The sequence below is a fragment of the Pseudarthrobacter sp. lyk4-40-TYG-27 genome (genome assembly GCF_030209295.1).
In the GTDB taxonomy this organism is placed as follows: Bacteria; Actinomycetota; Actinomycetes; order Actinomycetales; family Micrococcaceae; genus Arthrobacter.
In genome coordinates, this window is the sequence record NZ_JARVSH010000002.1 from 18,740 (window position 1) to 43,088 (window position 24,349).

Sequence of the window (24,349 nt, forward strand, 5' to 3'; positions counted from 1 at the left end):
CGCAGCCCCCGGCTGTCTACTTGACGTCGGCGTCGGTGTAGTAACCCGAGTCGATCAGTTCCTTCTTGTAGTTGTCCTTGGTGATGATCACGGACTTCAGCAGGTAAGCCGGGACAACCTTGACCTTGTTGTTGTAGGTCTTGGTGTCATTGGTTTCCGGTTCCTGGCCCTTGAGGACGGCGTCCACCATCTTGACCGCCTGGGCGCCGAGCTGCCGGGTGTCCTTGAAGATGGTGGAGTACTGCTCGCCGGCAACGATGGACTTCACGGAGCCCTTCTCGGCATCCTGGCCCGTGACGACCGGCAGGCTTCCCTTGGCGTAGCCGCCGGTGCTGGTGAGGGCCGAGATGATGCCGATGGACAGTCCGTCATAGGGGGACAGGACGCCGTTCAGCTTGGTACCTGAGCTGTAGGCGGACGTGAGGATATCCTCCATGCGCTTCTGCGCCACGGGTGCTTGCCAGCGGAGGATCGCGGCCTGTTCAAACTTGGTCTGGCCGCTGGGGACCTTCAAGGTGCCGGCATCCATGTACGGCTTGAGGGTGTCCATGGCGCCGGTCCAGAAGAAGTTGGCGTTGTTGTCGTCAGGGCTTCCGGCGAAGAGTTCGACGTTGAACGGACCCTTGCCGTCCACTTTCTTGCCACTGGCGTCAAGGAGTCCCAAGCCGGTCAGCAGCGAGGTGGCCTGCTGGACGCCGACCGTGTAGTTGTCGAACGTGGTGTAGTAGTCCACGTTCGGGGTGCCGTTGATGAGGCGGTCGTACGCGATCACTTTGACGTTCTGCTCCTTGGCCTTGGCCAGGACATCGGTCAGGGTGGTGCCGTCAATGGCGGCGATGATCAGCGCTTTGGCGCCCTTGGTCAGCATGTTTTCGATCTGCGAGACCTGGGTTGGGATGTCGTCATTGGCGAACTGGAGGTCTGTCTTGTAGCCAAGGTCCTTGAGCGACTTCTCGACGTTGGCGCCATCGGCAATCCAACGCTCGGATGTCTGCGTGGGCATCGAGATCCCAACCAGCGAGTCGGCGGGCTTCGCCGCGCCGCTGGATTCGGTTGCCGCGCCACGTGAGCCGCAACCGGTGGCGCCCACCGTCAGCGCGAGGACAAGGGCCACCGCGCCCACGATTTTTTTGATTCTCACCATTTTCTCCTTCCGCGGCAGCACTGCCGCGAAGTGTTATTGGACGAGGCAGCAGCGATGCTCCCTGGTCCTGGCCACATTGTTGATGTGTCGGTTCAATATAGACTGATTTGTGAACGCTAACAAGAGGCGGCTATCAAGTGCATGAACCTGCTTCAATTTCATTGACTTCTGCTTTGTTAGCGTTCACACTTGCTGCAGCGCTTAGCTCGACCGTGACCCCTAGACAACCCCGGCAATGAGGCCCCTGCCTCCCGGGCGGAGGCAACCGAATGCCAGATACATCCTTCAGTTCCAACCCTGACCTCTGCGTCGTCGGCGTGGATTACGGAACCCTTTCCGGCCGTGCCGTGGTGGTGCGTGTCCGCGACGGCAAGGAACTTGGGAGTGCGGTCCATGCGTATCCGCACGCGGTGGTCACCGACGTCCTGCCACGTGACACAGCGGGCGACGACGGCGCGCGGCTTCCCGGGGAGTGGGCGCTCCAGGTGCCCAACGACTACCGGGAGGTGCTTCGCACTGCCGTCCCGGCAGCGGTGGCTGACGCCGGGATCGACCCGGCGGCCGTCGTCGGTATTGCCACGGACTTCACCGCCTGCACCATGGTGCCTGTCATGGCCGACGGCACCCCGCTGAACGAACTGCCGGGCTATGCCAACCGGCCGCACGCGTACGTGAAGCTGTGGCGCCACCACGCGGCGCAGGGGCAGGCCGACCGGATCAACCGGCTCGCCGCCGAACGGGGCGAGGACTGGCTTCCCAGGTATGGGGGGCTGATTTCCTCGGAGTGGGAATTCGCCAAGGGGCTGCAGCTTCTGGAAGAGGACCCCGAGGCCTACGCCGCAATGGACCGCTGGGTGGAGGCGGCGGACTGGATCGTCTGGCAGCTGTGCGGCAGGTATGTCCGCAATGCCTGCACGGCCGGCTACAAGGGCATCTACCAGGACGGGCGCTACCCCTCGGAGGATTTCCTGGCTGCCTTGAACCCGGAGTTCAAGGACTTCGTCAGCTCCAAACTCGAGCACACCATCGGTCGGCTGGGTGACGCCGCCGGCACACTGACCGCGGAGGCCGCAGCCTGGACCGGGTTGCCGGAGGGCATCGCCGTGGCGGTGGGAAACGTTGACGCCCATGTGACGGCCCCGGCAGCGAAGGCGGTGGAACCCGGCCAGCTGGTGGCCATCATGGGCACCTCCACCTGCCACGTCATGAACGGCACGGAACTGCGTGAAGTACCGGGAATGTGCGGGGCCGTTGACGGCGGCATCGTTCCCGGCCTGTGGGGCTACGAGGCGGGCCAGTCGGGCGTGGGAGACATCTTCGGCTGGTTCACGAAATACGGAGTCCCGCCCGAATACCACCAGGCGGCCGAAGCTGCCGGTCTGGGGATCCACGAATACCTCACCGAACTGGCCTCGCGGCAGGCCATCGGGGAGCACGGGCTGATAGCCCTGGATTGGCATTCCGGCAACCGCTCGGTCCTGGTGGACCACGAGCTCTCCGGCATCGTGGTGGGCCAGACGCTCGCGACCAGGCCCGAGGACACCTACCGCGCCCTTCTGGAAGCCACAGCCTTTGGAACGCGCACCATCGTGGACGCCTTCCGCGACGCCGGGGTTCCGGTCAAGGAATTCATCGTGGCCGGCGGCCTGCTCAAGAACAGGCTCCTGATGCAGATCTACGCCGATGCCACCGGCCTGCAGCTTTCCACTATCGGCTCGGAACAGGGCCCGGCCCTGGGGTCGGCGATTCACGCCGCCGTCGCGGCCGGCCACTATGCGGATATCCGCCAGGCCGCAGCGGCCATGGGCGCCGAACCCGGGGAGGTCTACACTCCAATCCCGGAAAACGTGGCCGCATACGAGGAACTCTTCCAGGAGTACAAAACCCTCCATGACTACTTTGGCCGGGGCAGCAACGACGTGATGCACCGGCTTAAGGCCATCCAGCGACGGGCCGCCAGTACGGTGCTGCCCGGTACCGGGTCCGCCGTCCACTCTGTCGTGGAGGTGTCCGCATGAGCGTCCGGCAGGGAACCGAAGCCGCAATCCTGGAAACCATCGCCCGGATCCGGGAAGACGTATGCGCCCTGCACGCAGAGCTAACCCGCTATGAACTGGTGGTGTGGACTGCGGGCAACGTCTCGGCCCGGGTGCCCGGCACCGACCTCATGGTCATCAAGCCGTCCGGCGTCAGCTACCAGGACCTGACCCCGGAGCAAATGGTCGTGACCGACCTGCACGGCACGCCGGTGAGGGGCACCAATGTGGGTGGCGGCGGCACGGTCGATTGGGGCAACCCGGCCCTGTCGCCGTCCTCGGATACTGCCGCGCACGCCTATGTGTACCGGCACATGCCCGAGGTGGGCGGGGTGGTGCACACGCACTCGACGTATGCCACCGCGTGGGCTGCGCGGGGTGAGGCCATCCCCTGTGTGCTCACCATGATGGGGGATGAGTTCGGCGGTTCCATCCCGGTGGGCCCGTTCGCGCTGATCGGCGACGATTCGATCGGCCACGGCATTGTGGAGACGCTGAAAAACTCGAACTCACCGGCGGTCCTGATGCAGAACCACGGCCCTTTCACCATCGGCAAGGACGCCCGTTCTGCCGTGAAGGCCGCCGTGATGTGCGAGGAAGTGGCCCGCACTGTCCATATCTCTCGGCAGCTCGGTGAACCCCTCCCGATCGACGCAGGCCATATCGACTCGCTCTACGCCCGCTACCAAAACGTCTACGGGCAGTAATCCCCAAACCTTTAACAGGAGTACGCATGAACACCGCAGCAAACACCACCCTGGACGGCTACGAGGTCTGGTTCCTCACCGGCAGCCAGCACCTCTACGGGGAGGAAGTCCTCAAACAGGTTGCCGCCCAGTCCCAGGAGATCGCCAACCAGCTGAACGCCAATTCCGCCGTCCCGGTGCGGATCGTCTGGAAGCCGGTCCTGACCGACTCGGATGCCATCCGCCGGACCGCGCTGGAAGCGAACGCCGATGACTCAGTCATCGGCGTGACGGCCTGGATGCACACCTTCAGCCCGGCCAAGATGTGGATCTCCGGCCTGGACCTCCTGCGCAAGCCACTGCTGCACCTGCACACCCAGGCCAACCGCGACCTGCCCTGGGCGGACATCGACTTCGACTTCATGAACCTGAACCAAGCCGCGCACGGCGACCGGGAGTTCGGGTACATCCAGTCCCGCCTTGGCATCGCCCGGAAGACCGTCGTCGGGCACGTCTCCAACCCCGAGGTGGCACGCCAGGTGGGTTCCTGGCAGCGCGCGGCCGCCGGCTGGGCCGCCGTCCGGACCCTGAAGCTGACCCGCTTCGGCGACAACATGCGCAACGTCGCCGTCACCGAAGGCGACAAGACCGAGGCCGAGCTGCGCTTCGGCGTCGCGGTGAACACGTGGTCCGTCAATGAGCTCGCGGACGCCGTGCACGGCGCGGCGGAGGCCGACGTCGACGCCCTGGTGGCCGAGTACGAGGACCTGTACGACGTGGTGCCGGAGCTCCGCGCAGGCGCGGCCAGGCATGAATCGCTGCGGTACGGCGCCCGGATCGAGCTGGGCCTGCGCAGCTTCCTCGAAGCCAATGGCTCCGCCGCGTTTACCACCTCCTTCGAAGACCTGGGGGCCCTCCGCCAACTGCCCGGCCTCGCCGTGCAGCGGCTCATGGCCGCCGGGTACGGCTTTGGCGCCGAAGGCGACTGGAAGACCGCCATCCTGGTGCGCGCCGCGAAGGTGATGGGTGCCGGCCTGCCCGGCGGCGCCTCCCTGATGGAGGACTACACGTACCACCTGGAACCGGGCGCGGAGAAGATCCTGGGCGCCCACATGCTGGAGGTCTGCCCCTCGCTCACGGCGTCGAAGCCGCGCCTGGAAATCCACCCGCTGGGCATCGGCGGCAAAGAGGACCCGGTCCGGCTGGTGTTCGACGCCGATGCCTCCCCGGGCGTCGTCGTCGCCCTGTCCGACATGCGGGACCGCTTCCGCCTGGTGGCCAACGCCGTCGACGTGGTTCCCCTGGACCAGCCGCTGCCCAACCTCCCCGTGGCCCGCGCGCTCTGGCAGCCGAAGCCGGACTTCGCCACGTCCGCCGCCGCCTGGCTCACCGCCGGCGCCGCCCACCACACCGTGCTCTCCACCCAGGTGGGCATGGAGGTGTTCGAGGACTTCGCCGAGATCGCCAAGACCGAACTCCTGACCATCGACGAGGGCACCACCATCCGCCAGTTCAAGAAGGACCTGAACTGGAACGCCGCCTACTACAAACTCGCCGGCGGGATCTGATTCCGTGGCGCAGCCCGGCTACCGGCCCCGGCGGCGGCTGCCAAGGCTTGAGGACGTGGCGGGGCTGGCCGGGGTCTCGCACCAAACCGTCTCGCGGGTGGTCAACAAGCACCCCAACGTCAGCAAGGAGACCCGGCACAAGGTGGAAGCGGCGATTGCCGAACTCGGCTACCGCCGCAATACAGCAGCACGCAGCCTGGTCACCCGGCGCTCGCAGACCATCGGCGTCCTGGGCAGCGAGTTGTCGCAGTACGGCCCGGCCAACACCTTGCTGGGAGTTGAACGGGCCGCCCGGGACGCGGGATATTTTGTCAGCGTCGCTGCGCTGCGGGAAGTCGCCAGGGACACCATCCTGGACGCGGTCAGGCACTTCCTGGACCAAGCGGTGGACGGGATCGTCGTGATTGTTCCGCACCTGGCCACGTTGGCGGCCTTGGCGGAACTCGCTATCGGAGTGCCGGTAGTGGCCGTGGGGTCCGACGGGAATGACGCCGTTGGCGGTGTCCGGGTGGACCAGCGCAAGGGAGCCGAACTGGCCGTCCGGCACCTCATAGCGCAGGGCCACCGCCGGATCGGGCATGTCGCCGGGCCGCAGGACTGGATTGACGCCGTGGCGCGGTCCGACGGCTGGCGTTCCGCCCTGGAAGCCGCCGGGCTCGAGGCGGATCTCCTGGTCGAGGGAGACTGGAGTGCGGGCAGCGGCTACGCCATTGGCCGTCGGCTGGCTGCTGACCGGCGCGCCACGGCCCTCTTCGTGGGCAACGACCAGATGGCATTGGGGATCCTGCGCGCCCTGAACGAAGCAGGCTTGGAGGTGCCGACGGACGTTTCCCTGGTGGGCTTCGACGACCAGCCCGAATCGGCATACTTCAGCCCTCCGCTGACCGTGGTCCGGCAGGACTTCGAAGAACTGGGCCGGCGCTGCATGGACATGATGCTCGGGGTACTCGGCGGTGCGGAAGGGCCCAGGACGCTGGTGGTGGAACCTGAGCTCATCCTGCGCAGCAGCACGGCCCCGCCCTGCTGAAGCAGCAGGAAGGCTGGAATTAATCCGGGGGAGACCGCCGCGAAACGTGGCCACAACAATTGCTGCGTAGGTTTCAGGCATGACGGCTACCTTGCTCACCCGGCTCCGCGACTGGGCCATTGCTACCTTTACCTGCGAATCAGAGTCCGAGGCCGCCGGCGCCATGGCCGATGCCACCCGGTGGGGGTGGCTTCCCGCCTTGAGTGGAGTCTCCGTCGGCGCCGACCATGCCCGCTCCGAACACCTGGGAAGGGTGTCCGGCGGCAACTGAATGTCTGCTTGGCCACACTATTGCGCCGGGGCCCGGATGATGCCCTAAACTGCTTCACTGAGGTGCCTGAAATGGCGCTGTGCAGCAACGAAAGTGAACATGCTAATGGCTACCGATTACGATGCTCCACGCAAGCAGGAAGAGGAGTCTCCCGCTGACTCCCTGGAGGCCCTCCAGGCGTCCCGGAGCGGCAACGCGCAGACCGCAGTCATCGATGTCGACGAGAATGACACCGCTGAAGGCATCGACCTCCCCGGCGCCGATCTGTCCAACGAGGAACTCACCGTCATTGTGGTTCCCGAGCAGTCCGACGAGTTCACCTGCTCGTCCTGCTTCCTGGTCCGCCACCGGTCACAGGTGGCCCGCGAAAAGGACGGCCTGAAGTACTGCCGCGACTGCGAAGGCTGAGCCCCACCCCTTCTTCCCGGCGCCGGTTGCCCCTCCGGGGCGGCCGGCGCTGCTGTGTCTCCGGCCGCCGTCGTTACCAAAATACCCCTCCGTGACAACGGAAAGGTGCCGTGCCCGGTTGGGGGCACGGCACCTTTTCGTGAACGCTTCGCCCTATTCCGGGACTACCAGGGCGGGCGTATCCTTCTTGAGCGTTTCGCCGCGGAAGAAGCCCGGGTGCGTGCGGGACATGACCAGCATGACGACGGCGCCCAGGGCCAGGATGCCTACGCCCAGGATGAACACAAGGCCCACGCCGAAGACCTCGGAACCGCTGCCGAACTCGGGCGCCAGGCTGTCCACGGCGGTCTGGACGAAGACCACGAACAACCCCACGCCGCCCACCACCGGGCAGACCAGCCTGAACACGAAGTGGCGCACGCTGTTGAACAGGCTGTGCCGGAAATACCAGGTGCAGGCCAGTGCGGTGAGGCCGTAGTAGAAGCAAATCATCAGGCCCAGCGCCAGGATGGTGTCGTTCAGGACGTTGTCGCTGACCACATGCATCACCGCGTAGAACCCGGCGGAGACGACGCCGGCAGCAATGGTGGCGAAGCCCGGCGTTGCGAACTTCCGGCTGATCCGGCTGAAGGGTTCCGGCAGGGCGCCGTAGTGGGCCATCGCCAGCAGGCTGCGGGACGGTGACATGAACGTGGACTGCAGGGAAGCGGCCGAGCTGGAGAGCACCGCCAGGGACATCAGGATGGCGAACGGGCCCATGATGGGAGAGGCCAGCGCCGTGAAGATGTTCTCGTGGTTCTCGGCGTTGTTCAAGCCGTTGCCGGTATCTCCCACGCCGGCGAACATCATGGTGGCGATGCTGACCAGGAGGTAGATGGCCAGGACGATGACCGCGGTGAGGGTGCCTGCCACGCCGGCGGTCTTTTTGCCGTTGGCGGTTTCCTCATTGACCGTCAGGCAGACGTCCCAGCCCCAGTACACGAAGATCGACAGGGAGATGCCGGCGGCAACCTGGCCGAAGGTCTCGATTTTGGTGACGTCGAACCAGTCCCAGCTGAACGGGATGGCGGTCTCCGAGGTGGACCAGTTGGCGAATGCCATGGCGACGAAGAGGCCCAGCACCAGCAGCTGGAATCCCACCAGGCTGTACTGCACCATTTTGGTGGTGTGCATGCCGCGGTAGCTGACCCAGACGGCCAGTGCCACGAACACGAAGCACGTGATGACGTTGAGCGCCTTGTTGTCCGCCAGGTCTGCCAGCTCGGCGGAGCCTGTGACCTGGGACAGGAAGAGATAGAAGAAGTCGACGGCGACGCCGGCCAGGTTGGACAGCACGATGATGTTGGCGGCCAGCAGGCCCCAGCCACCCATCCAGCCGATCCAGGGGCCGAACGCTTTGGTGACCCAGGTAAAGGTGGTGCCGCTGTCCGGGGAATCGGCGTTGAGTTCCCGGTAGGCGAGCGAGACCAGGATCATGGGGATGAAACCGATCAGGAAGATGACTGGCAGTTGGAGCCCGGCTTCGTTGACGGTGGGTCCAAGTGCGCTGGTAAGCGTGTAGGCGGGGGCAATGGTTGAGATGCCCAGGACGACGACGGCCAGCAGGCCGAGCTGCCCGCCCTTGAGTCCCTTGGCGCTGACGCCGCCCGTGGACGGTGCGTGGGCGTGGGGGCCGGATTTGGAGGTACTGGTGCGGATTGTCTCTGTCATGGCACCACTTTCTGAAAGGCTGTGAGACGGAGGTCACTATATGAATGGCGTTCATTTAGTATGAGGGTGCCGGCCCTGTGATGCAAGACGCAATATGAACCACGTTCGTTTATGACTGATTTCCACAATTAGTAAGCTCACTGAGAAATTTCCGGATTGCCGGCCGCGGGGCAGCCCACGGCTGGTAGCGTCAGCCATATTGGACCACTTGAGGAGGATGCATGAAAGCTTCACCGACACTGACCAACAACCTGCAGGCAGTCCTGGCCGACCTGATCGAACTCCACATCCAGGGCAAGCAGGCGCACTGGAACATCGTGGGCACCAACTTCCGCGACCTGCACCTGCAGCTCGATGAGATTGTTGACGCTGCCCGCCAGTTCGCCGACGATACTGCCGAGCGGATGCGCGCCCTGCACGCCCTCCCGGACGGCCGCAGCTCCACCGTTGCCGAAACCACCAGCCTGGCCCAGTTCCCTGACGGGCTGATCAGCACTGCGGACGCCATTGAGCGGATCGTTGCCGCCGTGGAAGCCGCCGTTGGCACCATGCGCAAGGTCCACGACGAGGTGGATGAGGAAGATCCCACCTCCGCGGACCTTTTGCACGAGTTCATCGCCCGGCTCGAGCAGTTTGCCTGGATGGTGCAGGCTGAAAACATGAAGCCAACCGCCAAGGTGACCACTGCCGACTCCAAGTAGGCCGAGCGTCCCGCACGTGGGCGCCCGGTACCGGAACTCATCCGGCACCGGGCGCCCTTTGCGGTCCCCGTGCGGTCAGGTGGCCTTGGGTACCTTCCGCAGCACGACGGCGGCGAGGACTGCCGCCGTCGCCATCAGTACCAGCCCAATTGCCGCCGTGATGTGCACGCCGGAATCGAACGCCGCCGCCGCAGCGTCGCGGACCGCGTCCGCCAGCGGGCCGGGCAGGGCGGCGGCCGCCTCCATGGCGCCGGCCAGCGTTTCCCCGGCGTTGTGCAGCGAGGCGCCCGGGAGCATGCCATCCAATCCGGCCGGGAGGCGCAGGTTGTGCTGGTAGGAGGCCGTCAGGATGGAGCCAAGGACGGCCGTCCCCAGCAGTGAGCCCACCTCGTAGCCGGTTTCGGAGATCGCCGCGGCGGCCCCTGACTTTTCCGGCGGCGCGGAGCCGAGGATGAGGTCATTCGAAATGGTTTCCGCCGTGCCCACGCCCAGCGCCAGGACCAGGAGCGCTGCCAGCAGCAGCGCGGGTCCGCCGTCGTGGTTTCCAAACGCCACCAGGGTGTATCCCGTGGCGCTGAACGCCAGCCCCGCCGCCACCACGTAGCCAGGGCGGACCTTGCGAACCAGCGGCACCACCACCAAGCCGGCCACCACCGTGGCTGCCAGCGCCGGAATCATCGCCACGCCCGCGGCTGACGGGCTCAGGCCCTCAAGGAGCTGGAGGTGCTGGGCAAGGAACAGGATGAAGCCGTTGAAGGAAAACAGGGCCAGGATGTTGGCGCTGATGGCCATGCTGAACACCCGGTTCCGGAACAACGACATATCCAGCAGGGGGTGTTCCAAGCGGTGCTGGCGCCGCACGAACACCACGCCCATCGCCACGCCGAACGCCATGCTGCCAAGGCCCGCCAGGCCCGGACCTTCGGTGGCAACATCCTTGATGCCGTAGACCATGGGGACCATCACCAGCATGGACAACAGGATGCTCGGGACGTCCACTCTTCCCGGCGACGGGTCCTTGGATTCCGGGATCAAAGTGCGGCCCAGTGCCAGCAGGGGAACCATCAGGGGCACCGCCACCAGGAACACGGCGCCCCACCAGAAATGCTCCACCAGCCAGCCGCCGAAGATCGGCCCCAAGGCTGCGCCGCCGGAGAATCCGGCAGCCCAGATGGCGACGGCCATCCGCCGGCGGTTGGGCTCCGGGAAGATGTTGCGGATCAGCGACAAGGTGGAGGGCATCAGCATCGCCCCGAAGAACCCCAGTGCGGCCCGTCCGGCGATCAGCCACTCCGCGGAGGGCGCAAAAGCCGTTGCGGCGGACAATCCGGCAAAGCCCGTGCTGCCGATAATGAGCAACCGGCGCCGCCCAATCCTGTCGCCAAGGCTTCCCATCGATACCAGGAGACCGGCCAATACCAGTGGATAAGCGTCAATAATCCACAACACGTGCACACCGGAGGGTTCCAGGGCGCGGGTGATGGCGGGCAGGGCGAATGTCAGGGCGGTATTGTCCACGGCGACGAGCAGCACCGGGAACATCAGCAGCCCCAGTGCGAGCCAGTCGGGCCGCGGGGGCCGCCCGGCCGCTCCGCCGCTGCGTGCAGGCGCCGAGGTCGAAGGGGAAGTCGTCATAAAATAAATATACCGTCCAGACGGTACAGTTTAAAACCTTGCCGTTTCCCTTTTCGACGCCGGCGGAGGGCATGATGGGAAGCATGCCCCGAAAGCCTGTAGCCCGTGATGCGGTCCTTGACGCCTTCGAAACCCTCTTGATCGACGTGGGGGAGCGGGCGGCCACGCTCGACGCGGTGGCCAAAAAGGCAGGCGTGTCCAAGGGGGGACTGCTGTACCACTTCCCCAACAAGGAAGCGCTCATCGAAGTGCTGCTGGACCGCCTGGACGGGCTGGCCAAAGAGGACGCCGACGCCATGGCCGCGGCCGCCGAGGGGGCGGCGGCCTACTTCATCCGCTCCTCCGTCTGGGCGGACACTCCGCTGGACCGGGCCATCGTTGCCGCCACCAGGCTGGCGGAAGTGGCGCACCAGGAAACGCGGCGCCGTTTCGCGGCCATCCAGCAGCGGTGGCTGGACGAGATCGCGGCCGACGTGGGGCCGGGGCTGGCCAAAGCGGTCTTGTATATGGGGGACGGGCTGTATTTCAACGCCATGTTGTCCGTGGGCCCGGCGCCGCAAGGGGGAGCGGCGGCTGACGTGGAGGAACTCCTGGCGGCCCTTGAGCGGCTTCGCAGGTAGCCTCCGCCATTTGCCGGGAAGGGTTGCGGCATAGGACAATGGAATGTTGTGAGGGCTGTCACCGGCCCGCATGATCCAGCACATGGCTGGTTTACAAGTGAATAGCCTTTGATCTGCGGCGGGAGAGTTCTGCCGGTGTACAGGCAGGCGCCGTAGGAGCAAATCCTCCCCAGGAATCTCGCAGGCCCCCGTACCGCCGCGGCGAGGCGCCTCTGGAAAGCAGCAGGCGGTTCCCATGACCCCCAATCGGGGATTCGGAGCCGGTGTGCTCACCGACGGTGCAAGCGGGTCCTGCCAGGCAGGCACCGCGGAAACTCTCAGGTCCAATACAGAGCGGGGAGGAACCCGAATCGCTGTGGCGTACCCTGCGCCGCCTGAGTAAATGGAGTTCCTTCGTGCCGGTTAGCCCAGCCTCCACCACTTTCGTCGACCGCCATATCGGTGCGCGCCGCCAGGCCGACGTCGATACCATGCTCAAAGCCGTTGGCTACGACACTGTCGACTCACTGGTTGACACCGCCGTCCCCAAGGTCATCCGTCAGGAATCTGCCCTTCGCCTGCAGGACGCCCTCAGCGAGGTTGAAGTCCTCACGGAACTGCGGAAGCTTGCCGCCAAGAACAAGACGGCAGTCCAGATGATCGGCCAAGGCTACTACGACACCGTGACGCCGCCGGTGATCCGCCGCAACATCCTGGAATCCCCGGCCTGGTACACCGCCTACACCCCGTACCAGCCGGAAATCTCGCAGGGCCGGCTCGAGGCACTGCTGAACTTCCAGACCATGGTGCAGGACCTGGTGGGACTGCCCATCGCCAACGCCTCGCTGCTGGATGAAGCCACCGCCGTGGCCGAGGCCGTGCTCCTGATGCGCCGCGCCAACAAGTCCGCGGCAGCGAAGGACGGCAAGACGGTCCTGGACATCGACGTTCTTCCGCAGACCATCGCCATCGTGCAGGGTCGCGCCGAGGCGCTGGGCTTCGAGGTGGAGGTCGCGGACCTGTCCAAGGGCCTGCCGGAGGGTGCCATCAATGGCGTCGTGCTGCAGCAGCCCGGCGCCTCCGGCCGGGTGTGGGACCAGTCCGCCGTCATTACCGCTGCCAAGGACCGCGGCGCGCTGGTTACGGTGGCTGCGGACCTGCTGGCCCTGACACTGATCACACCTCCGGGCGAGCAGGGCGCGGACATTGCCGTTGGCTCGGCCCAGCGCTTTGGTGTGCCGTTGTTCTTTGGGGGGCCGCACGCCGCCTACATGGCTGTCCGCAAGGGCCTGGAACGTTCCCTGCCCGGCCGCCTGGTTGGGGTGTCCAAGGACGACGCCGGCGTTCCCGCTTACCGCCTGGCTTTGCAGACCCGCGAGCAGCACATCCGCCGCGAGAAGGCCACGTCCAACATCTGCACCGCCCAGGCGCTGCTGGCCATCGTTGCGTCCATGTACGCGGTGTACCACGGCCCGGACGGGCTGAAGGCGATCGCGGAAACGACGCATGGCCACGCCCGTACCCTCGCCGCGGCGCTCAAGGCCGCCGGCCTGGATGTCCTGCACACTTCCTTCTTCGACACCCTGACGGTCCGTGTTGCCGGCCGTGCGTCAGCAGTGATTTCCGACGCCGAGGCCCGCGGCATCAACCTGCGGCCCATCGACGCCGACACCGTAGGCATCTCCCTCGACGAAACCACGACGCCGGCCATCGTCGCGCAGGTCGCCGACGTCTTCGGCGCCCCGGTTGCCGAGGGACACAGCGAGGGCCAGGGCTTTGGGCTGGAGGCCGGCGTCGAGCGTTCTTCCGACTACCTGCAGCATCCGGTGTTCAATACGCACCGGTCTGAAACCCAGTTGCTGCGTTACATTCGGAAGCTCTCGGACCGTGACCTGGCGCTGGACCGGACGATGATTCCGTTGGGTTCGTGCACCATGAAGCTGAACGCGACGGCTGAGATGGAGGCCATTTCCTGGCCGGAGTTCGCCTCGATCCACCCGTTCGCCCCGGACTCCCAGACCGAGGGCTGGCGCGAACTCATCGCCGGCCTGGAAGCGGACCTGGCCACGATCACCGGGTATGACCAGGTGTCCATCCAGCCCAACGCGGGCTCGCAGGGCGAGCTCGCAGGGTTGCTCGCGATCCGCGGCTACCACCACTCCCGGGGCGAGCAGCAGCGCACCGTGTGCCTGATCCCGGCCTCGGCGCACGGCACCAACGCCGCCTCCGCCGTCCTGGCCGGGATGAAGGTGGTGGTGGTGGCCACCGCCGCTGACGGGACGATCGACCACGAGGACCTGACGGCCAAGATCGAGGCGAACCGGGATGTCCTGTCGGCCATCATGATCACCTACCCCTCCACCCACGGCGTGTTCGACGGGGACGTCCGCGAAGTCTGTGACGCCGTCCACGCCGCCGGCGGCCAGGTCTACATCGACGGGGCCAACCTGAACGCCCTGGTGGGGCTGGCCCAGCCGGGCCGGTTCGGCGGGGACGTCTCGCACCTGAACCTGCATAAGACCTTCTGCATCCCGCACGGCGGCGGGGGACCCGGCGTCGGGCCCGTTGCCGCGAAGGCGCACCTGGCACCGTTCATGCCGGGCGATGCGAACAAGGCCGCCCATGAAGAGGGCCACGGGGTGGCGATCTCCGCGTCCCGGTTCGGTTCGGCCGGTGTGCTGCCGATCTCGTGGGCGTACGTGAAGCTGATGGGCGGTGAGGGCCTGACCGAGGCCACCAAGTCCGCGCTGCTGGCGGCCAACTACGTCGCGTCCCGCCTGAACGAGTACTTCCCGGTCCTCTACACCGGTGAAGGCGGGCTGGTGGCGCACGAGTGCATCCTGGACCTGCGCGAACTCACGGCGAAGACGGGAGTCACGGCCGAGGACGTGGCCAAGCGGCTGATCGACTTCGGTTTCCACGCCCCCACCCTTTCGTTCCCTGTCGCGGGCACGCTGATGGTGGAGCCCACCGAGTCCGAGGACCTGGCCGAGATCGACCGCTTCATCGAGGCCATGATCACCATCCGCAAGGAAAATGACCAGGTGGCCAACGGCGACTTCGCCGTCACCGACTCACCGCTGCGGCACGCACCCCACACGGCCGCCGCCGTCGTCTCCTCTGACTGGGACCGCGCCTACCCACGGGAGCAGGCAGCGTTCCCGGCCCACCACAAGCAGGACAAGTACTTCCCGCCCGTCGGCCGGATCGACGGCGCCGCCGGCGACCGCAACCTCATCTGCTCTTGCCCGCCCCTCGAAGCGTTCGAGGACAGCACAGCCGAGTTCGAGAAGTAGACCGCTCCGGTGGTTGAGCCGGCCGGCACCCGGTTTCGACCAGCTCAACCATCGCTCCCAAAGGACTTTCAATGACTGAGAAGTACACCGCGCTCTACGACGAGCATAAAAAGCTCGGCGCCTCCTTTACGGACTTTGGCGGCTGGCAGATGCCGCTGAAGTACAGCTCCGAACTGGCCGAACACCACGCGGTCCGCAAGGCCGCCGGGCTGTTCGACCTCTCCCACATGGGAGAAGTCTGGGTGACCGGCCCCGAGGCCGCCGCGTTCCTGGACTACGCCCTGGTGGGCAAGATCTCCGCCATGGCCGTGGGCAAGGCAAAGTACTCGCTGATCTGCAACGAAGACGGCGGCATCATCGACGACCTCATTACCTACCGCCGGCCGGCAGCGCCGGACGGCACCGACGTCTTCCTGGTGGTCCCCAACGCAGGAAACGCAGACACCGTCGCGGCAGCATTGCAGGAACGTGCCGCCCGGTTCGACGTGAAGGTGGAGGACGCCTCAGCCCGCACGTCACTGATCGCCGTCCAAGGCCCGGCAGCAGAATCGATCCTGCTGCGGCTGGTTCCGGCAGCCCGGCATTCCCTGGTGACAGGGCTGAAGTACTACGCCGCCGTCGAGGTCCCCTTCCTGGTGGGCGGTGCGGGCCTGGACCTGCTGCTGGCCCGGACCGGGTACACCGGCGAGGACGGCTTCGAGATCTTCGTGGACAACGGGGACGCCCCGGGCCTCTGGCAGGCGCTGATCGCCATTGCCGACGAGGGCCAGCTCACCCCCGCAGGGCTCGCTTCCCGCGACTCCCTCCGCCTCGAAGCAGGAATGCCGCTCTACGGCAACGAACTCTCGCTGGACGGCGACCCGTTCGCCGCCGGCCTGGGCGCCGTCGTCGCGCTGTCCAAAGAAGGCGACTTTGTCGGGAAGGCCGCGCTGGCAGCCAAGAAGGAAGCCGGTGCAGGCAGCACCTCCGGCCGCCGCCTCGTGGGGCTCAAGGGCCGGGGACGCCGGGCCGGCCGCGCCCACTACCCGGTCCTGAAAGACGGCGCCACCGTCGGTGAGGTCACCTCCGGCCAGCCTTCGCCCACTCTGGGCTACCCCATCGCCATGGCCTACGTCGACGTGGAGCATTCGGCGCCGGGAACTTCCCTCGAAGTCGACCTTCGCGGTAAGGCCGAACCCTTCGAAGTCGTCGGCCTCCCGTTCTACAAGCGCCAAAAATAGCGCCGGACAGCCGGGAGTTTCGCTTGACGAAACCCCGCCCCACCACCCGTTTTAGTTAGGAACCAATCGCATGGCTGTTGGCGTTTTTGATCTATTTTCGATCGGGATCGGGCCTTCGTCGTCTCATACTGTGGGGCCGATGCGGGCTGCCGCCGTTTTTGCGGAGGAACTCAAGGCCTCGGGGGTGCTGGCTCACGTGGCGTCGTTGCGGGTGGATTTGTATGGCTCGTTGGCGGCCACCGGTCATGGGCACGGGACGATGACCGCGATCCTGCTGGGCTTGGAGGGGTTTCATCCGGAGTTGATCCTCCCGGCGGAGGTGGAGGAGCGGCTGGCCGGCATTGCCGGGACCGGGACCTTGAACCTCGCCGGCGCCGTCCCGCTGCCCTATGGGGTGAAGGACATGGTGTTGCGGCCGTTAACCGTCCTGCCGCGGCACACGAACGGGATGACGTTCACCGTCACGGACGCTGACGGTGCCGTGGTGCATACCGCGACGTTCTTCTCGGTCGGTGGCGGGTTCATCGTCCGGGAGGGTGAGGAAGACGCGGCCCGGCAGGAACTGGAGGAATCCAAGAAGGAGCTTCCGCTGCCGTTCCGGACCGCCGCCGAACTGCTGGAGCACTGCGCAGCGACCGGGCTGGGAATCGCCGATGTGATGCTGGTGAACGAACAAGCCTCCCGCGGGGAGGAGGAGATCCGGGCCGGGTTGCTGCACATCTGGTCCGTGATGGAAGCCTGCGTCGCGGCCTCGTTGAAGCGTGAGGGCGTGTTGCCGGGCGGCTTGAAGGTCCGCCGCCGCGCCCCTGACTGGTTTGAGCGGTTGAAGAAGGAATGCGCCGACGGGCAGGACACGGACCAGGACGCCGCGTGGGACGCGGGCCCGTTCGATCCCCGGTATTGGCAGGAGTGGGTTAACTTGGTGGCGTTGGCCGTGAACGAGGAAAACGCGTCCGGCGGCCGGGTGGTCACCGCCCCGACGAACGGGGCAGCCGGGATCATCCCTGCGGTGTTGTTCTACGCCCTGCACTTCGCTCCCGGCATGGACAAAGCCACCGGCGCTGACCGCGACGACGTCGTGGTCAAATTCCTGCTCGCCGCCGCCGCCGTGGGAGTCCTCTACAAGGAACAAGCCTCGATTTCCGGGGCCGAGGTCGGCTGCCAGGGCGAGGTGGGGTCCGCCTCCTCGATGGCCGCCGCTGGCCTGGCCGATGTCATGGGGGGCACCCCGGCGCAGGTGGAGAACGCCGCTGAGATCGCAATGGAACACAACCTGGGCCTGACCTGCGACCCGATCGGCGGGCTGGTGCAGGTGCCCTGCATCGAACGGAACGCGATCGCTGCCGCGAAAGCGATCAACGCCGCGAAAATGGCGCTCTGGGGCGACGGGACCCACCGGGTCTCCCTGGACGAAGTCATCATCACCATGCGCGAAACCGGCAAGGACATGTCCCACAAATACAAGGAAACCGCCATGGGCGGCCTCGCCGTCAACGTCGTCGAATGCTGACCACAGGCGCCTCTTCCCGGAACCCGGCGCCCACTCCCTAGTTGTAGGCGGCGGCCCACCAGTTCAAGGAGGCGGCAAACACCAGCCAGGAAATGTACGGCAGCAGGAGTAACCCGGCGGTCCGGCTGATGGGACCAAAATAGAGAACGGTGACTCCGACGGCGGCAATGAGCGCCAGGATGATGCCAAGCCCAAACCACAGTGCCGCGGTTCCAAGGACGGGGTAGAGGGCAAAGAACGCGGGGGTCCAGGCAAGGTTAAGGAGCAACTGGATCCCGTAGGCGGTGAGGGCGCTCCGGGTCCGCTCCGTCCGTTTGCGCCACACCAGCCAGCCGGCAACAGCCATCGCCGTGTAGAGGATTCCCCACACCGGGCCAAACACGCCGTTGGGCGGAGACCATGGCGCCTTGTCCGCCGTTGCATACCAGCCGTTGACGTTGCTGGCCGACGCCAATCCGCCCAGCGCCGCCACCAGCAAGGACGCCACCAGGAAGGCGGCGAGCCCGGCGATTTGGATCCCGGCGCCATAGGGCCGTCCGCGCTCCGCGGAAGTGCTGCTCTGGTCCCGGTCCGGCCTCATCCTCCAACCCTTGCGGACCCGGGGCAGCCCCGTCAAGGCGCCGCCCCGTGGACGGTCGGCGCCATGCCAGGCATCGCCGGGAGAAAGGCTCCAGCGGCTGAGGCTTTAGACTTGATGCTGCATGTCCGCACGCATCCAGACCCACCGAAACCGCGCACAAACCCGATTGGACACGGCCCCCTTGCGAGAATTCACCGCACGTTTTGCCACAGCCGAGGAAATTGAGAACTGGGACAAGCACGTCACGGCCAACCCCAACGGCGGCAACATGCTGCAGTCCGCCGCCTACGCATCGGTCAAGAACGGGTCCGGCTGGAAAGTCCGCTTCCTTGTCCTGGAAGCCCCGGGAAACTCCAGTTACAACCTGGTCCTGGAAAAGTCATTTCCGGTCCTGGGTCGGCTCTGGTATCTCATCAAAGGCCCTGACGTTGCCGCCGCCGCGGACCTGAAAGCCGCCCTCGAAGCCTGCGCGGCCTTTGCCCGCAGCCGGAAACTGAACGTCTTTACCATCAAGGTGGAACCGGACATCATCGACACCGCCGAGGCGCAGCGGGACATCCAGGCCGCGGGCCTTGTCAAAGCCCCCAATATCCAGTCCAACGACTCCACCGCGCTGCTGGATATTTCCGGCAGCAGCGAGGACGTGTTCAAAGCGATCTCCTCGCGCGCCCGGAACGCCATCCGGCGCGCCGAACGCGAAGGCTGCCAGGTGGTACGGCAGGAACAAGGCCCGGAAACCTACCGCGCCCTCTACGACCTGATGGCAGACACCGTCAACGCCAAGGGCTCCATGCCCCTGCGCAGCTACGACTACTACGCCAAGTTCTGGGACGAATTCTGCAACCGTGGCCAAGGCAACTTCTTCTTCGTCTATGAGGATGGAAGGCCCAGCGTCGGAGCCTTCGTGATCAACTACGGTGCCAAGGCAACCTACAAGGACGGCGGGTCCACCCAAAACCGCAAACAGTACGGCGACTCGCATTTGGTGCAGTGGGAAGCCATCCGCCGCATGCAGGAACTCGGCTGTACCGAATACGACTTTTGCGGCACCCCGCCTGCGGCCCGGATCAAGGACAAAACCCACAACCTGTACGGGATGGGAATGTTCAAGACCAGCTTCACCAAGACCGTCACCGACTTTGTGGGCTGCTACGACTACGTCCTTTCCCCGCTGCGCCACAAGCTCTGGACCAGTGGCGGCGAAAAGGTGCTCCGCCGGATTGAAACCGCCCGGACCGGCCAGCAGTTCTACTGACCGGCATCCCGTGGGATGCACCCACCGCAGCCCACGGCCGGACCGTACGTCCCGTGCAGCCCGCCCCGAACACCGTCCGCCCAGCGCGTGCCCACCAGGCCGCGAAGAGTCCCGAAGAAGGTCACCCCTTGAATCCTGTTTCCGCCGCTACCGGACTTGAATATGCCACGCTCAGCGACGCCGAGTTTGAGGCCTTCGCCGTAAAGCACCCGCAAAACAGCTTCCTGCAGTCCATCGACTTTGCCCGTTTCCAGCGCGCCCGGGGCCAGCAGGTGGAGCTCTTCGGCGTCCGGCGCGGCGGCGAACTCGTCGCCGCCGGCAAGCTCAACTACTCGACCACCAGGCTTGGCTACACCATCTGCGAATGCGCCAAGGGCCCCCTCATGGACTACGAGGACCGCAACCTGGTGAGTGGCGTCGTCGAACTCCTCCGCAAGCACGCCGCCGGCCGCAAAGCCGCTGAACTGCGGATCTCCCCGAACATCAGGTACATCGCACGGGACGCCGACGGCGCCGAGCACCCGGACGTCGAGGACAACCGTCCGCTCGTGGCGGACCTGGAGCGGCTCGGGTTCCGGCACCAGGGCCTGGACATGAACTTCGTTAACGTGAACTGGATGTTCATCAAGAGCCTCGTGGGAATCCAGGACGCCGAAGAACTCATCATGGGCACCAGTTACCGGACCCGGAAGGCCATCCGCAAGGCCGAAAAGAACGGCGTCTTCCTGGAACAGGCCACGCTGGAAACCCTGGACGACTTCTACGGGGCGTTGAGCCGGGCCGGGGACGAAAAGGGATTCACCTACCGCGAGCGCGCCTACTACGAGCACCTGCTCAGGACCACCTCGGCGGAATTCACCAAGCTCATGATGGCCAAGATCGACATCCCCGCGTACCGGAAATCCATCACCGAGCGCCTGGCAGCTGAGTCTGCCACCGCCGCGGAGCTCCGGCGTGAAGTGGAAGAAACGGGCAGCAAGAAGAAAGCCAACCGGCTCAAAGTGGTCCAGGACCTGGTGGACAGCTACGAGCGGAGCCTCAAGGACATCGAGAGGTTCCCGGATTCGGTCGGGACCGCCACCGTGGCAGCCATCCACTTCGTCTGCTACGGCGATGAGGTGGTGTGCGTGATCGGCGGCACCGTCCAGGACTACATCTACTTCAACGGCGCCACCTCACTGTACTGGGGCATGATGCTGCACGCCCTGGAGAAGGAATACCCGCGGTACAACTTCTACGGCACGTTCGGCATCTCCGGACAGGACGAGGAGGGGCACGGCGGCTACGAATTCAAGAAGGGATTCGGCGGCGAAGTGGTCCAGCTGGTGGGCGACTTCACCATGCCCGTACGGCCCGCGGCCTTCCATGCCAACCGGCTGGCCAGATCAGCCGCCGCCGCTGCCCGTACCCTGCTTGGCAAGCTGCCGCTGAAGCGCGCAGCCTGACCGTCCACACACCGCGCAGAGGGAGGAACCGGGCATGACCGACCGGCACGAACGGCCAGGGTCCAGGCCGAAGACTGACGGCCTGCCCAAGACTGAGCCGCTGACCCCTGCCCAGATGCGGCAGGACGCAGCCGCCCGGAGGATGCTGCGGCGCCTGGTGCAGGGCGAGAACCCGCCCACCGCCCCCTTGAGCATCGTGGACCGCCTGGCGGGCAGCCCCTACGCCAACCCCACCATCCAGGTGGGCGGTGTGGACACATCGGCCCGCAAGACCCTGGACTTCGCGCTCCACCTGGCAGAGACCATGTTCCGCTACGGGGCGGGCGCCCTGGAGGTGGAGACCAGCATCATCGCCGTCACGGCCGCCCTGGGCCTGAAGAATATCGAGGTGGACATCACCAACCAGTCCGTGGGCATCAATTACGCCCCCAAGGACCAGACGCCCATCGCCCTGCTGCGCGTGGTGCGGTCCTGGACCAACAACTACGCCGGCCTTGCCAAGGTCCACCAGCTGGTCACGGATATCGTGGCTGGCGGCGTGGGCCGCGAGGAAGCCATCCGCAGGCTCAACGAGGCCATCACCAGCCCCAAACCGTATCCGCGCTGGATGGTCACCGCCGCATTCGGTGTTTTCGCCGCCGTGTTCGTCGGTGTGCTGGGCGGCGGCGTGGTGTCCTCGGCCATCGCGTTCGTAGCCAACATCGGGATCAGCCTGCTGGCCCGGCAACTGGGCCGCTGGCGGGTCCCGGACTTCTTCACCACGGTCAGCTGCTCGTTCGTCGTCACCATCCTTGCCTTGCTGCTCTGGCAGTTCGGCCTCACCGCGTCACCGTCGATCGTGGTGGTGGGCGGCATCCTGCTGCTGCTGCCCACCGGACGGCTGGTCTCGTCCGTACAGGACGCCATCAACGGCTTCCCGGTCACCGCCGCGGGCCGGTTCCTGTCAACCCTGCTGACCTTCGGTGCGATCGTGGCCGGCATTGCCGTGGCCTTCGTGGTGGGGGAGCTGACAGGGTTGCAGCGGATCGACGTCACGCAGACCTTCCCGCCCGCCTACGATCTGTGGGTCCTTATCCTGTTCGTGGCCGCTGCGGTGATGGCCATCGGCATCACCGAGCAGACCACCTGGCAGCTCCTGCTGCCAACGGCGGGAGTAGGCGTGGCAGGCTACCTGGTGCTGCTCGGCGGCGGCCTGCTGGGGATCGGGGACCGCTTCGCCCCGGCGCTGGCGGCCGTTGTCATCGGCCTCCTGGCACGTGTGGTGGCACTGCGGATGGGCGCGCCGCAGCTGGTGGTGGCTGTGCCCGCGGCGCTGATCCTGCTGCCAGGGCTCACCATCTTCCGGTCCATGTATGTGCTCACGGTCGAGGAATCGGAAATCCTGAACGGCGCGGGCGGCATGCTCAGCGCCGGCGCCATCGTGCTGGGAACAGCCGGCGGGATCGTCCTGGGCGACGTGCTGGCCAGGCCCCTGACCCGCAGCCTGGCGAGCAACGAGCGCCGCCGCGCCCGGCGGCGCTAGATTTGCCCTACCGGCAACTTCTTCTCTGCCTGGAACACGTCTTCCACGCGGCCCTGCGCCCAGTACCCGGACAATGACACCTGGCGCCGCTCCAGGCCACGCTGCTTGAAGAAGACCTCGCGCAGGGACTTCATGTAGCCCCGCTCGCCGTGGGCAAAGACATCCACGGTGCCGGCAGGCCACTCCGCGCCCGCCACGGCATCCACCAGCAACGTGCTCGAGCCCGCCGGGACTTCGCCGCGGACCAGCCACCGGACCTCGAGTCCGGCCGGAGCGTTCAGGGGCTGGATGTCGGCCTCGGCCCCGACTTCCAGGAAGGCCAGCCCCACTGCGGTGGGAGGAAGTGCCTCGATGGACGCGGCAATGGCCGGCAGGGCGGCCTCATCACCGGCGAACAGATACCAGTCAGCCTCGGGATTGGGGTTGTACGCACCGCCCGGGCCGGTAAAGGTGAGCGTCTCGCCGGGCCGGGCGTTGGCCGCCCACGGACCGGCCAGGCCTTCGTCGCCATGGACCACGAAGTCGATGGCGAGCTCCTTGGCCCCGGGATCCACCCAGCGGAGCGTGTAGGTGCGGGTATACGGCCACTGCTCGCGCGGCATGGTTTCCCGGACCGTCCACAGATCCAGGGGGGAGGGATAGTCCACGCCGGGCTGTGGGAACACGATCTTTACATAACGGTCCACGAATGCGTTGTTGACGAAGTCCCTGAATCCGTCCCCACCTGCGATGACCCGGACCATGTGCGGGGACAACTGCTCTTTGCGCAGTACCGTCAGGTTGACCTGGGGGCGGTTGTTTTTCGTAGCGCTGGTGGCGGCGGGGACAGTGCTCATCAGGCAAGCCTAAGCCAGGGGCACCGGCGGGAGCTCCCAGGTTACGTCCGGCGCACCCTGTTCCCGCAGCAGCTCGTTCACGCGGCTGAATGGCCGGGAACCAAAGAAGCCGCGCGAGGCGGATAACGGACTGGGGTGCGCGCTGGCGACGACGGGCGCACCGGCAAGGAGGGGCCTTACCCCCTCCGCCTCCTTGCCCCACAAGACGGCTACCAGGGGCGTCCTGGACCCGTCCGAGGCCCGACGTCCGGCCACTGCCGTGACTGCCGCCGTCGTAATGTCCTCCCAGCCCTTGCCCCGGTGGGAGCCCGCGGACCCCGCCCGGACGGTGAGCACCCGGTTCAGGAGCAGGACTCCCTGATCCGCCCAGGCGGACAGGTCGCCGTGGACGCGCGGGGAAATGCCCAGGTCGGATTCGAGTTCACGGTAGATGTTCGCCAGGCTGCGGGGGAGCGGGCGCGTGCGCGCGTCCACGGAGAAGGAAAGGCCGACGGCGTGCCCCGGCGTGGGGTAGGGGTCCTGCCCCACAATGAGGACTTTCACGCCGGCGAGCGGCTGGCGGAACGCGCGCAGGACGTTCGACGGCGGCGGCAGGATCTGGTGCCCGGCCGCCTCTTCGCCGGCAAGGAAGTCCAGCACCGACCGCAGCTTCGCGTCGACGCCCTGCAGCGCCGCCGCCCAGTCAGGCGCCATGAGCTCCGCCAGGGGCAACTTGGCCAGGTCGCTGAAGCGGGTGGCGTCCGCCGGGTCCTGCTGCAGGTCGAACAACGCATCCGATTCAAACATCGGTCCATTCTTGCAGCAGGAGCCCGCCGGTCGGGAAAGTGCGTCGACGGCGGGCCGAATGACACTCCTGTGATTCGCCCGCTAGCATGGGGGTAAGACATTTACCGTAACCAG

The 24,349-nt window shown here is 66.2% G+C and carries 20 protein-coding genes and 1 riboswitch; of the genes, 14 read left to right on the forward strand and 6 right to left on the reverse strand.

The window, feature by feature from the left end; translation table 11 throughout:
- Window positions 1-16 precede the first annotated feature (16 nt).
- On the reverse strand, window positions 17-1,144 hold the full coding sequence (chvE, locus tag QRM96_RS03535; RefSeq protein WP_206073960.1) for a multiple monosaccharide ABC transporter substrate-binding protein: 1,128 nt from the start codon (window positions 1,142-1,144) through the stop codon (window positions 17-19).
- A gap of 269 nt (window positions 1,145-1,413) precedes the next feature.
- Between chvE and araB the strand changes: the two genes are divergently transcribed.
- The 6 genes from araB (at window position 1,414) to QRM96_RS03565 (ending at window position 7,140) form a co-directional block, all read left to right on the forward strand.
- Entirely contained in the window at window positions 1,414-3,162 is a 1,749-nt protein-coding gene (gene araB, locus QRM96_RS03540; RefSeq protein WP_285318388.1) for a ribulokinase, read from the forward strand.
- On the forward strand, window positions 3,159-3,887 hold the full coding sequence (locus QRM96_RS03545; protein WP_018762114.1) for an L-ribulose-5-phosphate 4-epimerase: 729 nt from the start codon (window positions 3,159-3,161) through the stop codon (window positions 3,885-3,887). Before araB ends, QRM96_RS03545 begins: the two co-directional genes overlap by 4 nt.
- 26 nt (window positions 3,888-3,913) lie before the next feature.
- Complete coding sequence (gene araA / locus QRM96_RS03550; RefSeq protein ID WP_285318389.1) at window positions 3,914-5,434, forward strand: L-arabinose isomerase; 1,521 nt, start codon at window positions 3,914-3,916, stop codon at window positions 5,432-5,434.
- A 4-nt stretch (window positions 5,435-5,438) separates the two neighbouring features.
- Complete coding sequence (locus QRM96_RS03555) at window positions 5,439-6,461, forward strand: LacI family DNA-binding transcriptional regulator (RefSeq protein WP_285318391.1); 1,023 nt, start codon at window positions 5,439-5,441, stop codon at window positions 6,459-6,461.
- Window positions 6,462-6,540: 79 nt separating this feature from the next.
- Window positions 6,541-6,732: a hypothetical protein gene (locus QRM96_RS03560; protein WP_109863891.1), complete on the forward strand. Its 192-nt coding sequence runs from the start codon at window positions 6,541-6,543 to the stop codon at window positions 6,730-6,732.
- Between the two features lie 105 nt (window positions 6,733-6,837).
- Entirely contained in the window at window positions 6,838-7,140 is a 303-nt protein-coding gene (locus tag QRM96_RS03565; RefSeq protein WP_018762118.1) for a DUF4193 domain-containing protein, read from the forward strand.
- 153 nt (window positions 7,141-7,293) lie between these two features.
- On the opposite strand, the gene QRM96_RS03570 is transcribed toward QRM96_RS03565, so the two are convergent.
- The gene (locus QRM96_RS03570; RefSeq protein WP_285318392.1) at window positions 7,294-8,850 is read right to left on the reverse strand and encodes an APC family permease; all 1,557 of its coding nucleotides are present in this window, start codon (window positions 8,848-8,850) and stop codon (window positions 7,294-7,296) included.
- A 221-nt stretch (window positions 8,851-9,071) separates the two neighbouring features.
- Between QRM96_RS03570 and QRM96_RS03575 the strand changes: the two genes are divergently transcribed.
- A complete protein-coding gene (locus tag QRM96_RS03575) occupies window positions 9,072-9,551 on the forward strand; it encodes a Dps family protein (RefSeq protein WP_285318393.1) in 480 nt (159 codons plus the stop codon).
- Between the two features lie 75 nt (window positions 9,552-9,626).
- On the opposite strand, the gene QRM96_RS03580 is transcribed toward QRM96_RS03575, so the two are convergent.
- Window positions 9,627-11,186: an MFS transporter gene (locus QRM96_RS03580; RefSeq protein ID WP_285318394.1), complete on the reverse strand. Its 1,560-nt coding sequence runs from the start codon at window positions 11,184-11,186 to the stop codon at window positions 9,627-9,629.
- A gap of 83 nt (window positions 11,187-11,269) precedes the next feature.
- On the opposite strand from QRM96_RS03580, the gene QRM96_RS03585 reads away from it, so the two are divergent.
- The 4 genes from QRM96_RS03585 to QRM96_RS03600 all read left to right on the forward strand — a co-directional run bounded on the left by QRM96_RS03585 (window position 11,270) and on the right by QRM96_RS03600 (window position 17,811).
- Complete coding sequence (locus QRM96_RS03585) at window positions 11,270-11,806, forward strand: TetR/AcrR family transcriptional regulator (protein ID WP_109863889.1); 537 nt, start codon at window positions 11,270-11,272, stop codon at window positions 11,804-11,806.
- 109 nt (window positions 11,807-11,915) lie between these two features.
- A riboswitch (glycine riboswitch) is annotated at window positions 11,916-12,012 on the forward strand.
- A gap of 189 nt (window positions 12,013-12,201) precedes the next feature.
- Complete coding sequence (gcvP, locus tag QRM96_RS03590) at window positions 12,202-15,081, forward strand: aminomethyl-transferring glycine dehydrogenase (protein ID WP_285318396.1); 2,880 nt, start codon at window positions 12,202-12,204, stop codon at window positions 15,079-15,081.
- A 71-nt stretch (window positions 15,082-15,152) separates the two neighbouring features.
- Window positions 15,153-16,301 carry a glycine cleavage system aminomethyltransferase GcvT gene (gene gcvT, locus QRM96_RS03595; RefSeq protein WP_285318397.1) on the forward strand — a complete coding sequence of 383 codons (1,149 nt, stop codon included), beginning with the start codon at window positions 15,153-15,155 and terminating at the stop codon, window positions 16,299-16,301.
- 70 nt (window positions 16,302-16,371) lie between these two features.
- Window positions 16,372-17,811 carry an L-serine ammonia-lyase gene (locus QRM96_RS03600; RefSeq protein ID WP_285318398.1) on the forward strand — a complete coding sequence of 480 codons (1,440 nt, stop codon included), beginning with the start codon at window positions 16,372-16,374 and terminating at the stop codon, window positions 17,809-17,811.
- A 37-nt stretch (window positions 17,812-17,848) separates the two neighbouring features.
- Here the strand turns inward: QRM96_RS03600 and QRM96_RS03605 are convergent, their stop codons facing one another.
- Entirely contained in the window at window positions 17,849-18,391 is a 543-nt protein-coding gene (locus QRM96_RS03605) for a TspO/MBR family protein (RefSeq protein WP_109863873.1), read from the reverse strand.
- Window positions 18,392-18,512: 121 nt separating this feature from the next.
- Between QRM96_RS03605 and QRM96_RS03610 the strand changes: the two genes are divergently transcribed.
- The 3 genes from QRM96_RS03610 (at window position 18,513) to QRM96_RS03620 (ending at window position 22,613) form a co-directional block, all read left to right on the forward strand.
- Window positions 18,513-19,646 (forward strand): lipid II:glycine glycyltransferase FemX, encoded by a 1,134-nt coding sequence (locus QRM96_RS03610; protein WP_285318401.1) that lies wholly within the window; start codon window positions 18,513-18,515, stop codon window positions 19,644-19,646.
- A 128-nt stretch (window positions 19,647-19,774) separates the two neighbouring features.
- Window positions 19,775-21,091 (forward strand): peptidoglycan bridge formation glycyltransferase FemA/FemB family protein, encoded by a 1,317-nt coding sequence (locus tag QRM96_RS03615; RefSeq protein ID WP_018762128.1) that lies wholly within the window; start codon window positions 19,775-19,777, stop codon window positions 21,089-21,091.
- Window positions 21,092-21,125: 34 nt separating this feature from the next.
- Window positions 21,126-22,613 (forward strand): threonine/serine exporter family protein, encoded by a 1,488-nt coding sequence (locus QRM96_RS03620; protein WP_285318403.1) that lies wholly within the window; start codon window positions 21,126-21,128, stop codon window positions 22,611-22,613.
- On the opposite strand, the gene QRM96_RS03625 is transcribed toward QRM96_RS03620, so the two are convergent.
- Both QRM96_RS03625 and QRM96_RS03630 read right to left on the reverse strand, forming a co-directional pair.
- On the reverse strand, window positions 22,610-23,449 hold the full coding sequence (locus QRM96_RS03625; RefSeq protein WP_018762130.1) for a siderophore-interacting protein: 840 nt from the start codon (window positions 23,447-23,449) through the stop codon (window positions 22,610-22,612). The two genes, QRM96_RS03620 and QRM96_RS03625, sit on opposite strands and share 4 nt — an antisense overlap.
- A gap of 9 nt (window positions 23,450-23,458) precedes the next feature.
- A complete protein-coding gene (locus tag QRM96_RS03630) occupies window positions 23,459-24,235 on the reverse strand; it encodes a uracil-DNA glycosylase (RefSeq protein WP_285318406.1) in 777 nt (258 codons plus the stop codon).
- Window positions 24,236-24,349: the final 114 nt, after the last annotated feature.